This is a genomic window from Flavobacterium sp. HSC-32F16 (assembly GCF_024171645.1).
Taxonomy (GTDB): Bacteria; Bacteroidota; Bacteroidia; order Flavobacteriales; family Flavobacteriaceae; genus Flavobacterium.
In genome coordinates, this window is the sequence record NZ_JALKAC010000003.1 from 1 (window position 1) to 12,626 (window position 12,626).

A 12,626-nucleotide genomic window follows, 5' to 3' on the forward strand; every position below is an offset into this window, starting at 1 on the left:
TGAGGTTCTGAGGTTCTGAGGTTCTGAGGTTCTGAGGTTCTGAGGTTCTGAGGTTCTGAGGTTCTGAGGTTCTGAGGTTCTGAGGTTCTGAGGTTAATTTATTATTTATAACCAGACCATAAAAAAAGCTGAACTTTCGTTCAGCTTTTTTTATGTTAAATCTAAAGTCTTTTAATCTAAAGTAAAAACCTTTGTCCCTTAGCACCTCAGTACCTCAGCACCTCAGCACCTTTAAAATTAGTATACCTCAGAAGCTTCTTTCAATTTCTCCATATTGTTTACCAATTGTAACTCGGCAACAATTTTCTGGATATCACCATTCATGATATTTCCTAAATCATAAAGCGTTAAACCAACACGGTGATCGGTTACACGACCTTGCGCATAATTGTAGGTACGAATCTTAGCAGAACGGTCGCCAGAACTTACCTGAGACGTACGTTTTGTAGCATCTTCTGCTTCTTTTTTAGCCAATTCCTGTTCGTATAAACGAGAACGTAAAACGTTCAAAGCTTTATCTTTATTTTTATGCTGTGATTTCTGATCCTGACACTGCGCCACTAATCCCGTTGGAATGTGCGTTAAACGTACTGCCGATTTCGTAGTATTTACAGATTGTCCTCCAGGTCCAGACGAACAGAAGAAATCTACACGAACATCGTTCATATCAATTTGTACATCAAACTCTTCTGCTTCCGGTAAAACCATAACAGTAGCTGCCGATGTATGCACACGACCTTGTGTTTCTGTCTGCGGAACACGCTGTACACGGTGAACACCCGCTTCAAACTTCAAAGTACCGTAAACATCCTCTCCCGAAACTTCAAAAATAACCTCTTTGAAACCTCCCGAAGTTCCTTCGTTCATATCTACAACAGATGTTCTCCATCCTTGAGTTTCGCAGTATTTAGTATACATTCTAAATAAATCTCCTGCAAAAATACTAGCTTCGTCCCCACCCGTTCCGGCGCGAATCTCCACCATTACGTTTTTAGCATCTTCAGGATCTTTAGGAATCAACATAAATTTGATTTCCTCCTCTAGTTGCGGTAAACGTTCTTTTGCTTCATCCAATTGCATTTTGGCCATTTCAACCATATCAGCATCACTTCCGTCAGCAATAATTTCGTTTGCTTCGTCAATATTTGCTAAAACAAGAATGTATTCTTCTCTCTTTTCAACCAGTGCTTTTATGCTTTTATATTCCTGGTTAAGCTGCACATAACGTTTTTGATCAGCAATAACATCCGGCTGAATAATCAAATCCGAAATCTCATCAAAACGCTGCTTTACATATTGAAGTCTATCTAACATTTTCTAATTCCTTTTATTGGACTGCAAAATTACAAAAATTTTGTGGAAAATTCTAGTGTTGTTTTTTTGGGATTTTTTTACGCTGAATAACTTCATTAGCACTTGAATTAATTAACATTTTTATACCCAATTTTAAAAATCAGGTGTTTTTACTTGGTTATTTGTTAAAATTAAAAACGAGGTTTGCTTTACACATAACAAGCTATCAAATATTTTTTTTGAAATTAATCTAGTTACGGTTTTCCATAATAGTCCTTTTATCAAAGGACATATTTTTACAACCTTAAATTAATTGAAAATCTAAAACCTTGTAACATGAAAATCAACAAAGTATTAATTGCATTATCACTTTTTGCAACTGTATCAATAAATTATGCACAGCCAAAACAAAAATCTAATTCTGAAACCAGGCAGTTTATAGAAAATGCCGAAATAACTCAAATTAACAAAGATTGGAATATTAAAGCCGAATTTAAATCTGGACTTGGCGAAGTAGTTTCATTTTTTCCAGTTGAAGCAATTGATTTAAAATCAAACAAAAAAGTCAACTCATTGCAAATGGACATGACCGTTATATATCAATTTGCTGGAAGAAATACTAATTATTTTAAATCTTCATGGATTGATTTAAATGAAGTAGAAGAATTCATAGTTTTTATAGAACAATATGTAATTCCTAATCTAAAAGATAAAACCGAAAGAAAGCAATCTGTTACATATATTTTCAATTCAAGAGAAATTACATTTAGTTTTTATATAGAAAAAAGCACTAGAAGAATTTCTATTTATTTAAAAGATAATGGTTCTACTGATTATGAACATTATTTCTGGACAGAAACACAAGTAAGTAAAATTCCAGAATTACTTACAATGCTGAAAGAAATTAAATAAATCTATTATATACATTTTCACCTCGCTTTATTTATAAATCAGGTGTTTTTACGTGCTTATTAATTTAATTTAATTTAAAGACGATGTTTGTTTTTATAAAACTCAATTATTGAAGTATGACTTATAAAATGATAAAATAAATACTTTTAATTAAATCTGAATCGAAAAAAAATGAAAATATTTTTAGAAGACGTATTTAAAACATCTGGCACACCAACTTATACATTTGTAAAACCAGTAGAATATACAAAACTTTTAGTTTCCTTACGAACAAAGGGAAGAGGATTAATAATAGAAGGGCCTTCTGGAATTGGAAAAACCACAAGTATTAATAAGGCAATTGAAGAAATGGAAATTAACACTCCAATAACATCTCTTTCTGCAAGAAAAAAAGAAGATGTTGATTTAATTCAAATGCTTCCGGAAATTAGTGATTTTGGAATTGTAATTATTGATGACTTTCATGTTCTCCCTAATGAAACTAAAAAGGCTTTATCTGACTATATGAAAACTCTGGCTGATGAAGATTCTATATCTTCAAAACTCATTCTAATAGGCATTAATAAAGCGGGAGATTCACTAGTGTCATTTTCTCCAGACTTAAACAATCGAATTGATACAATAAGATTTGAAGCAAATCCTAGTGAAAAAATTGAAGAAATGCTTTCGTTAGGCGAGAAGGCTCTTAATATACTATTAAATATAAAATCAGAGATTGTAAGTGAATCTAAAGGTAGTTTTCATATTGCTCAATTACTTGCTAAAGAGACATGTATAAATTGTGAAATAATAGATGACCAATCAGATAAATTAGAAACAAACACTAGCATAGAAACAATAAAAGCAAAAGTCAATCAGGAGCTTGGGCGGTTATTTTACACAAAAGCTAGGATATTTGCAATTGGTTCTAAATTAAGAAAGGAAGGAAGAGCTCCATATCTTCATTTACTTAATTGGTTATCGAACAGTTCTGACTGGTCAATTCAAATAGATGAATTACTTAATCAAAATCCTAATATGAAATTGAGTATTAATCAAGTTGTAGAAAAAGGTTTTTTAAAAAAACTAATTGAAGATAATCCTCTTTTACAAGATGTTATTCATTTTGATGATCAATCTAATGTTCTTACAATTGAAGATCCTAAATTTCTGTTTTATATTAGAAATATTTTGTGGAACAAATTTGCTGAACAAATTGGTTTTGTTGGAGTCGAATTTACCAAACCATATGATTTTGCACTTTCATTTGCAGGGGAAAATAGAAATCTTGCTCAAATAATTAGCGCTAAATTGTTAGAAAGAGAAATTTCAGTTTTTTATGATGAAAATGAACAACATAGAATTTTAGCTTCAAATATTGAAGATTATTTAGCTCCTATTTATAATTCGGAAGCAAATTTTGTTATTGTTATTCTTAGTAAAGACTATCCAAAAAAAATCTGGACGAAATTCGAATCCGAACAGTTCAAACAAAGATTTGGAGAAAATACAATAATTCCAATTTGGTATTCAGACACAGACATTAACTTCTTTGATGAATCTAGGAAATATGGTGGATTAACATTCAATATTGATAAAGATATCGAAGAAGAAACAGAAAGAATTGTTAAAGTGATATCCAAAAAACTAGAAGACAAACGAAAAGAAACAAAAAAGGATTAAAAATGAGTTATGATTCTGTTTAAAATTTAACAATCATTCAAAACAAAACAACAATCTATTTACCCTAAATAATAATAAATATGTACAGAGGCTTTAATCTAAAAATACCTGATGATTTTAATAAGTTACAATTTTTAAAGACTGGTAGAGAAATTTTAGAAGAAACAAATCAAAATGTAAAGAAAACTTTAGAAGAGTATCTATTGAATTATGGTTCTTCATTAAATGGAAATAAAATTATTGAAGACTGGTTTCCGGAAATTAATTCACATGTGTTTTTATCACATTCTCACAAGGATAGAGAAAAAGCAATCATGATAGCTGGAATACTGTATGAAAAATTCGATATAACAACATTTATTGATTCTACTGTATGGGGAAATTCAAATGATTTACTAAAAAAAATTGATGATAAGTATTGCCTACATGCAAATAATGAAAACTATGATTATGACAAAAGAAATTATTCTACTGCTCATGTACATTTGATGCTATCAACCGCTTTAAATAAAATGATAGACAAAAGTGAATGCTTATTTTTTCTTAATTCACCAAACTCAATTTCTACATCATTGGAAATAAGTCAAAAAACTAATTCTCCTTGGATTTTTTCTGAAATTGCCACATCAAAAATTATCAAAAAAAAGACACCAGATAGAAAAAAAAGCGAAACAAGACTTTTTTCTACTGAAAGTATGAAATCATTAAATGAAAATGCGCAAATTAAGTTAAATGTAGAATATGAATTAGAACTTTCTCATTTAAAGGAATTAAACACTTCAGATTTTAATAGATGGCTAAATGTCTTTGCTAATTCTCCTGAAGAAGCTTTAGATCAATTATACTCACAACATAGAATTAACCCAAAATTTTTAAAATAATGTCTGACAATAAATTAAAGCATTTAGAATTCTTGCACAATACTATTAATCGAATGAGTACCAATTCATTTATAATAAAAGGATGGGTCATTACCTTGCTATCCGCAATATTTGTATTAGCCGAAAAGGAAACTAATCAAAATTATATTTATTTAATGTTTATAATTATTCCTGTTTTTTGGTACTTAAATGCATACTTTTTATTACTTGAAAGAAAATTTCGCTCGTTGTATAACGACGTTCGAATGAAAAGAGAAGATGAGATTGATTTTTCAATGGATATTAGTAATTACAAAAGCGGAAGAAATAAAATTAAAAATTGTTTTGCAGCTAGTTCAATTTGGCCAATTTATATTTTCTTATTGGTTATTGCAATTATCGTAAAACTAGAATTTAGTTCTAGTAAAATTACTGCTTTACTATTATCTATTCTTCCGTAACGCTCGCACTAGTCAAATCTTATCAACAAATAAAATGCGCAAAAGTTTTTTCAAAACCCTTTGCGCATTTCCTTTTATTACAAAAAGAAACTACTTCTTTCCCAGTAATTTCTTAAATATTTATTTTTCTTTTTCAACCTGAATCAAACGCTCATACTAGCTACAGACAATTTATACTGTATCAGACTGTAAATAAACCTTATGCAAATCATCAAATAACTCCATTTCTTCTTCCGGCAGAAGCTGTAATGCTATTTCAAGTAAAGTCAATACATTAATATCTGTTTCTTTATGAAAAACGGCTAAACTTCGGGCTTCTTTATTCATTAGAACAATACTGGCTTTAAGCAAATCTGAAACCATTAGATTTAATTCGTTATAAGAACATACTTTTAGCGGTATCGTAAATGAAGTGTCTTCTTTATGTTCTAGTTTTAATTTGGTAAAATAATTTCTTTTATTCATTAATTCTGATATTTTATCTTCGCTTTGCGTTTTCATATATTATAAGATTTGATTTACAATTTTAAACAAATATATAAAAAATCAGTAACATACAACCCCTTTCTTACATTCACTTAAAAACAATCGATTACTTGTAATTTCATTTCCATGAAAAGAGAAAGAAAAAGTGAAATTCCAGAAGTTGTAAAAGATCTAGGAATCAAGATTAAAGATATAATTGAAGAAAAGAAATTCAAGCGACGAGAGGTTGCTCATGATGCAGAAATGGATGTTGAAAGTCTAAGAAAATATATTAAAGGTTCGCAAGAAATGAAAGTAAGCACTTTGTTTAAAATTGCGCAAGCTTTAAAAATTCATCCAAGTGAATTGATTAAGGATTTGTAATCAACAAAAGAAATCAATTAAAATCTCTAAAATTGTATTAAAAATTATCGCTCAATAACAATTACCCTCCTGTTGGAGCATCTTTACTTATACATGCAAGTAAAGAATACTATCTAAGCCAAATACAACAACAAAATGCTGGAATTATTAGAAAGAATTAAAATATTAAATAAATACCAAAAAGAAATATCTGACTTATCAGAAGAAAGATTCAATATTTTCAGAATCTGCGGGGTAAACCATTACGAAGTAACACATTCGGCAATTTTAACGGAGCTTTTAAGTAATGATTCTTCTCATAGTTTCGGCACTGCTTTTTTAACAGCCTTTTTAAAAACATTAAAAAAAGAAAATTTACTCCCTGCTCCTCGAAGTGTTTCTTCTTAAATGTCACGACTGCTGTGCGAAGTCTCCTGACTTCGTACCCGATCCAATAATCTACAAAGAAAAAATATTCTAGACTAAATATAGCAACGTGTGCGAAGTCAGGAGACTTCACACAGCTCCTTTAGCATTTATAAAAACTTTCAAATTAAATATATATAAACTATTCAATTCACTACTCCAAAATATTGTTTTTCTTAAATATCGCGAAATGCTGTGCGAAGTCTCCCGACTTCGTACCCGATCCAATAATCTACAAAGAAAAAATATTCTAGACTAAATATAGCAACGTGTGCGAAGTCAGGAGACTTCGCACAGCTCCTTTAGCATTTATAAAAACTTTCAAATTAAATATATATAAACTATTCAATTCACTACTCCAAAATATTGTTTTTCTTAAATGTCACGACTGCTGTGCGAAGTCTCCCGACTTCGTACCCGATCCAATAATCTACAAAGAAAAAATATTCTAGACTAAATATAGCAATGCGTGCGAAGTCAGGAGACTTCGCACAGCGCCTTTAGCATTTATAAACACTTCCAAATTAAATCTATATAAACTATTCAATACATTACTTCAAAGTGTTATTTTTTTAAATATCGTGAAATGCTGTGGGAAGTCTCCCGACTTCATACCCGATCCAATAAGCGATTAAATTTACAAAATACTAATTTGTAAGAAAAATAATTATATTTGAATAAAAAAATGCAAGGCGGATACAAAATAAGAGATCAAAATTTACCTCATTTTATAACAGCAACAGTTGTTGATTGGGTGGACATTTTTACAAGAAAAAATTACAGAGATATAGTTGTAGAATGTTTAGATTTCTGCATTAAAAACAAATCTATGATTTTATATGGCTATGTAATTATGAGCAATCATATACATCTGATTGTACAATCTGAAAAGGGAGAATTATCAGATTTATTGAGAGATTTTAAAAAATTCACTGCTGTAAAAATTTTAGAAAAAATAAAATCTGATCCAGAGAGTCGAAGAGAATGGATGTTAGAACGTTTTAAATTAGCAACAGAAAGTCATTCAAGAAACAAAAATTATCAGTTTTGGCAATATAGCAATCATCCCGAAGAAATTTATACGAACAAATTTATGTGGTCAAAGTTAGATTATATTCATTTAAATCCTGTTCGTGCTGGTATTGTAGAAAAAGCGTCACATTATATTTATTCTAGTGCCAGTAATTATGTTTCGGACATTGGTTTATTAAAAATCGTAAAAGCAGATGTTCTCATTGTTGATGTATTGAACTTGAAAAATTTTACGCGATATAATGAATATTGAAAAATGGAAAATTACAATAAAAAATAGGAACGGGTACGAAGTCGGGAGACTTCGCACAGCATGCTGAAATATTTGCGTGGCAGTAAAATTAATTCCACCGGCAATAAGCGAATAAACACAAACCAGAAATGAAAAATAATATTACAATACTACTTTTAGTAAGCATAATAATGTTTACAAACTGCAATGCACAGACAAAGCCAATTGGAGAAGAGCCTTTAAATTTAGAAAACTTCAATTTTGACACCAAATTATTAGACTTATATCCTGAGAAAAATAAGAATAAACAATTTAAAAATTTTTATGACATAAAAGGAACGGTACATTCACAATTGGTTGAAAAAGATACCACTTACATAAATAATTATTCAGAAAATAAAAAAGCAATTGGCATAGAGTATCTTCAAAAAACTTCAACCTCAATTGACACGATGGCTGTATTTGAAAGTCAGCAGTTCCAGAAAATTAATGTGGGTACGACAATCGATGGTAAAATAAAAGTAATAAATACTGTCGCCGATGAGCTTTCTCAACAAGAATGCGATAAATTAATTAAGAAATTAACAAGCAAGTATGGTAATCCGAAAAAATTGAAAAACAGTTGGAATGAAACTTTTACAATATATGAGTGGACGACTACAAACAGAATTATAAGATTTGTATCTGCTTTTAATGATGAAAGCACAACTATGAAGATAGTGATTAACAAAGAAAATCAAACACTTTCATTGGGAGAGAAAGAAACGTATTATGTTGGTTATTTGTTCATTATAAATCCTTTATTAAAAGCCGAAGTTTTGGGCAAAATGAAAACAGGAGATTTTGTTTTTCTTGACGAAAAAATGGAATAAAAAAACGATAGCGCGGATTTGCAAAATGTGCTCGTAACATTGAGAAATAATATACAAATCATAAAAAAAGAAAAGCTGCAAAAATTATGCAGCTTTTTTACTTTTTCTAAAATCACGCCACAACACACTCCACATTATTTTCTTCAGCAATCTGCATATCGATTATTTTTTGAGCGATCGATCCTCTTTCGAATAAGCGGATGAATTTGAAAACAGCGCTCACAAAATATCCGGGGTTCGAAACTAATCGGGCGATTTCTGTTATTCTTTGGTCTCTTAGCTGAGTGCAGGCTTCTCTTTCGTTTTCTGGAACGGCTACAAATTCGTTGGCAAATTTCCAGGCTCCGTTTCTTGCCGTTTCCATACTGAAATCAATAAAAAAAGTATCTATTTTACCTGTAACTTTTAATATCCACGTAAGTGTCGGCCAGATTTTGATCAGGCATTTTTCGACACCTCCAACCAAACCGCTGAGAATGAAGTTTATTTTATCAAAATCGGCTTTTAAATCTTCGATATCTTCTACAGTGCTGATTTGTGCCGAGGCAATTCCTAAATCAAGATTAATATGGGCGTTCATCCCGAGAAGTAAATGCTGCAATACTATCGGCCAGAATTTATCGGCTTGTTCAAAGGCAAATCCCCAGCATTCAGATGGTTTTTCTTTGGCTTGATATTCATAATACGCTTTTAAATAACGGTTTGCAAAAATAACATCCAATTTTTCCATTCGTTCGCCATTTTGAAAAGAACCAGCCTGAATCCCTTCTTTTACTTTTATAGTTACTTCGCGATACAAAATGGCAAATAAACCTAAATTGCTTTGGTCTATTTTTGATTTTTCTATTATTTCATTCAATAATAAAATTACTTCGTCTATAGTATCAGCTTGTTTCATAGTTATTTATAATTGGTTAAAGTTTGTTTTTGGTAAAACGAATTTAATTATTTTAATCTTTCAATGAACGTCTTTTTGAAGTAATTATCTTATTTTTTCTTCTTCTTTTATATAAAAAAACATCCCAGAAGAAAACTCTCCTGGGATGTTACTATACTTAAAGCGAAAACAATAAAAATATTAAGCCCCTGCTTCTACTTTTAAAATTTCTAATTTTAAATTTCCTTTTTTGGCTGGCCATTCTACAAGATCGCCTACTTTGTAGCCAACCATTGCAATACCTTCATCTGAAAGAACCGAAATTTTGTTTTTACTTACTTTTACTTTTTCAGGACCAACCAAAAGAATTGTTTTTTCTTCGTTATTAATGTGGTCTTTATAAGTTATTTTTCGGTTTATTGAAACAATATCTTCCGGAAGATTTTTTCTCAATACCTGAGACGCGTGTTTTAATTCGCTTAATAAAAGTTCTTCTTCTTGTGGAGTTACTTTTTTTCTTCTTACGTGGTCTTTAATTAAATCGTATGTTCCTGTTGTTAAAATGATATTTTGTGACATGACTTTCTTGTTTGTTTCATTTTGCATAGGGTATAACATACAACTCTTCACTGAAAAGCCTATAGCTTTCAGTGATATTATATCCTAAAAAATTGAAGTATTAAATAAATAAACTATAAATAGCGAAGGTTCCCTGTCCAGAGTCGCGACAGGGCACAATGAATAAACTCTTTTGAGTTTTTTAAGAAAGTATCATCATGTAAATATAATAATGTGTACATCAAGCACATCAAACAGCTGTTTATTAAATAAAAATTTGCAGTTACCATTATTATTACAATTCTAATCTTGGCAAGATACATACATTTTCTTACAGAAAAAAAGATATTATCGCTTATTACTTTTATTTACAGGGATTTTAAATGAAATTGATGCAAATCATCCAATAATTCCATTTCTTGATCTGGCAGAAGTTGTAAAGCAATTTCCAGAAGCGTCATTACATTGACATCATCTTTTAAAACCGACATGCTTCGGGCATCTATCGATTGTATACAACCGATATTTAAAACCTCTATTACAAGCCATAAAACCGTACAAGAAATATCTTATATTTGTTTTAATTAAATCTTTCAAAACGAAATCCAAATATTTAATTCTTATCAAATCGAGAATGGCAAAAAATACTAGAATTCAAAAAAAATAAAGTTATATATACTTTGCGGAATTCTTGCGGAGATCTCTCCTTCGTCGAAATGAAAAAAATGAAATAACTCTGTGTGAAATAAAAAAACTTTGAGCCTTAGAGCCTTTGTGGCAAAAAAATTTAAAACATGGAAAACTTCGACTGGACTTCCTTCACAAAAAAAATAGCTATTAAAGCTAAACTAAGTGACATTTATAATGCCTGGACAATTGCATCTGAATTAGAAAAATGGTTTCTCGAAAAAGTATCTTTTTTTGATGTAAATCAGGAAACAATCGGCAAAGACCAAAACGTTCTGGAAGGCAATACTTATGAATGGTTTTGGTATTTATATGATGATGCCATGTTGGGTAAAATTACTTCTGTCAACGGAAAAAATCAATTGCAATTTACTTTTGAAGGAACTTGTCTTGTCGATATAAATTTGAGTAAAAAAGATGATTATACAATCGTTGAGCTTCGCCATCATAATATTCCAACAGATGATAATTCGAAAAAACACATCAGACTGGGCTGTTCAAACGGCTGGCATTTTTATCTAACCAATCTTAAATCGGTTTATGAAGGCGGCTTAGATTTACGCAACAAAGAGGACAGTTTAGACCCAATGATTAATAATTAAAATAAGTATTCTGCTATTTAAGAATACTTCGCATTTATATATTTAACGCATCAAATAAAAATGAAGACTTATTTTGTTGACTCATTTACGAATGAAAAATTTAAAGGAAATCCAGCGGCAGTTTGTCTTCCTGACATAGAATTAGATGCAGAAAATATGCAGAATATTGCTGCAGAAATTGGTTTTTCGGAAACGGCATTTATAAAACAAATAAAAGACAATACATACAGTATTAGATTTTTTAGTCCGAAAACCGAAATTCCTTTATGCGGACACGCGACACTGGCTTCGTCTAAAATTCTTTTCAGCACAACTTCATTTGAGAGCATCAAATTTATTAACTGCCATAATGTTGAATTGTTTATTGAAAAAGAAGCGCATAAAATAAAAATGCAATTTCCGGTTTACGATACAGAAGAAACCGAAGTGCCTCAAAAACTACTTGATGCACTGGGGATTTTTGAACCTCTGGAAAAAAGATACAGCCCAAACAATAAAATAATTTTACTTGAAATTGAAAATGCCCGTAAACTGGCAGATTTAAAACCCAATTTTACAGCCTTAATAAATTCGCATACGGGAATAAACGGTGTTTTGGTAACCGCAGTTTCAGACAGCGAAAATTTTGATTTCCATTACCGCTATTTCTGGCCTTGGGCAGGAACTGACGAAGATCCTGTAACGGGCGGTATTCAAACCTTTTTGACAAAATATTGGGCTGAAAAACTGAATAAAACCAAACTAAACGCTTATCAATCTTCTTTAAGAACCGGAACTATGAGTACAGAACTTGTACAAGATAAGGTTTATATTCTTGGAGAAGCTGTAATTGTTTTAGAAGGCAATTTTATTTTATAAATCTAAAAACAAACCCAATGAAACTATTAATAACCACACTTCTTTTAATTTCAAACTTTACATTATTTGCGCAATCAAATCAATTCGCAGGCGATTATACGCGTTCACTTTCTGAAGAAGGTAAACATATCATTGAATATAAACTGACTTTAAACCCAAACGGAACATTTGAATTTCATTCGTATCAAAAAATGCAGGGCGGAACTCCGTCTGAAATCAATAAATACGGAAAAGGAAAATGGAGCGCAAAAGAAAACCTGATTAGTTTTTCGGTAAATAAAAAAGAAGATTTAGACGAAAAATATACTTTAGATTTTAGTAATTCTACAGCTCGGTTTGTAACCAAAAATCCAAGAGACAAAAGTGATAAAGTGGTGAAAACGAAACTTCAGTTTTTAGAATCAGGAATTTTCTGGCTGAAAGGATTTGAGGTTTTTAAGATATAAATTAGAAATTCAAGAGATCG

16 protein-coding genes are annotated in these 12,626 nt (G+C 30.6%); 11 read left to right on the forward strand and 5 right to left on the reverse strand.

All coding sequences use genetic code 11. The features are described from left to right. Positions 1 to 237: 237 nt before the first annotated feature. Complete coding sequence (gene prfA / locus L1276_RS11435; RefSeq protein ID WP_253787881.1) at positions 238 to 1,314, reverse strand: peptide chain release factor 1; 1,077 nt, start codon at positions 1,312 to 1,314, stop codon at positions 238 to 240. A 315-nt stretch (positions 1,315 to 1,629) separates the two neighbouring features. On the opposite strand from prfA, the gene L1276_RS11440 reads away from it, so the two are divergent. The 4 genes from L1276_RS11440 to L1276_RS11455 all read left to right on the forward strand — a co-directional run bounded on the left by L1276_RS11440 (position 1,630) and on the right by L1276_RS11455 (position 5,188). Beyond that, entirely contained in the window at positions 1,630 to 2,205 is a 576-nt protein-coding gene (locus L1276_RS11440; RefSeq protein ID WP_253787882.1) for a hypothetical protein, read from the forward strand. A 171-nt stretch (positions 2,206 to 2,376) separates the two neighbouring features. After that, a complete protein-coding gene (locus L1276_RS11445; protein WP_253787884.1) occupies positions 2,377 to 3,867 on the forward strand; it encodes a TIR domain-containing protein in 1,491 nt (496 codons plus the stop codon). An 80-nt stretch (positions 3,868 to 3,947) separates the two neighbouring features. Further along, positions 3,948 to 4,748 (forward strand): hypothetical protein, encoded by an 801-nt coding sequence (locus L1276_RS11450; RefSeq protein ID WP_253787886.1) that lies wholly within the window; start codon positions 3,948 to 3,950, stop codon positions 4,746 to 4,748. Continuing rightward, the gene (locus L1276_RS11455; RefSeq protein WP_253787887.1) at positions 4,748 to 5,188 is read left to right on the forward strand and encodes a hypothetical protein; all 441 of its coding nucleotides are present in this window, start codon (positions 4,748 to 4,750) and stop codon (positions 5,186 to 5,188) included. The genes L1276_RS11450 and L1276_RS11455 overlap by 1 nt, the downstream gene beginning before the upstream one ends. Before the next feature lie 171 nt (positions 5,189 to 5,359). Here the strand turns inward: L1276_RS11455 and L1276_RS11460 are convergent, their stop codons facing one another. Next, entirely contained in the window at positions 5,360 to 5,689 is a 330-nt protein-coding gene (locus L1276_RS11460) for a hypothetical protein (protein ID WP_253787889.1), read from the reverse strand. 111 nt (positions 5,690 to 5,800) lie between these two features. On the opposite strand from L1276_RS11460, the gene L1276_RS11465 reads away from it, so the two are divergent. From L1276_RS11465 to L1276_RS11480, 4 genes are all read left to right on the forward strand, one after another. Next, the gene (locus L1276_RS11465) at positions 5,801 to 6,037 is read left to right on the forward strand and encodes a helix-turn-helix domain-containing protein (RefSeq protein WP_111283324.1); all 237 of its coding nucleotides are present in this window, start codon (positions 5,801 to 5,803) and stop codon (positions 6,035 to 6,037) included. Between the two features lie 135 nt (positions 6,038 to 6,172). Beyond that, positions 6,173 to 6,424, forward strand: a complete 252-nt coding sequence (locus tag L1276_RS11470; RefSeq protein ID WP_253787891.1) for a PD-(D/E)XK nuclease family protein — start codon at positions 6,173 to 6,175, stop codon at positions 6,422 to 6,424. A 703-nt stretch (positions 6,425 to 7,127) separates the two neighbouring features. Continuing rightward, positions 7,128 to 7,727 carry a transposase gene (locus L1276_RS11475; protein WP_253788529.1) on the forward strand — a complete coding sequence of 200 codons (600 nt, stop codon included), beginning with the start codon at positions 7,128 to 7,130 and terminating at the stop codon, positions 7,725 to 7,727. A 128-nt stretch (positions 7,728 to 7,855) separates the two neighbouring features. Then, positions 7,856 to 8,578, forward strand: a complete 723-nt coding sequence (locus L1276_RS11480; RefSeq protein WP_253787893.1) for a hypothetical protein — start codon at positions 7,856 to 7,858, stop codon at positions 8,576 to 8,578. A 112-nt stretch (positions 8,579 to 8,690) separates the two neighbouring features. Here the strand turns inward: L1276_RS11480 and L1276_RS11485 are convergent, their stop codons facing one another. From L1276_RS11485 to L1276_RS25265, 3 genes are all read right to left on the reverse strand, one after another. Further along, positions 8,691 to 9,476 (reverse strand): DUF5995 family protein, encoded by a 786-nt coding sequence (locus tag L1276_RS11485; RefSeq protein WP_253787895.1) that lies wholly within the window; start codon positions 9,474 to 9,476, stop codon positions 8,691 to 8,693. A gap of 180 nt (positions 9,477 to 9,656) precedes the next feature. Further along, entirely contained in the window at positions 9,657 to 10,034 is a 378-nt protein-coding gene (locus L1276_RS11490; RefSeq protein WP_253787897.1) for a GreA/GreB family elongation factor, read from the reverse strand. A 347-nt stretch (positions 10,035 to 10,381) separates the two neighbouring features. Further along, positions 10,382 to 10,504, reverse strand: coding sequence for a hypothetical protein (locus L1276_RS25265; RefSeq protein WP_256527388.1), 123 nt, complete (start codon positions 10,502 to 10,504; stop codon positions 10,382 to 10,384). Positions 10,505 to 10,807: 303 nt separating this feature from the next. On the opposite strand from L1276_RS25265, the gene L1276_RS11495 reads away from it, so the two are divergent. The 3 genes from L1276_RS11495 to L1276_RS11505 are packed head-to-tail and all read left to right on the forward strand — an operon-like array spanning position 10,808 to position 12,606. Next, a complete protein-coding gene (locus tag L1276_RS11495) occupies positions 10,808 to 11,302 on the forward strand; it encodes an SRPBCC domain-containing protein (RefSeq protein WP_253787899.1) in 495 nt (164 codons plus the stop codon). 60 nt (positions 11,303 to 11,362) lie between these two features. Continuing rightward, a complete protein-coding gene (locus L1276_RS11500) occupies positions 11,363 to 12,160 on the forward strand; it encodes a PhzF family phenazine biosynthesis protein (protein WP_253787901.1) in 798 nt (265 codons plus the stop codon). A gap of 17 nt (positions 12,161 to 12,177) precedes the next feature. Continuing rightward, complete coding sequence (locus L1276_RS11505) at positions 12,178 to 12,606, forward strand: hypothetical protein (RefSeq protein WP_253787903.1); 429 nt, start codon at positions 12,178 to 12,180, stop codon at positions 12,604 to 12,606. Positions 12,607 to 12,626 lie beyond the last annotated feature (20 nt).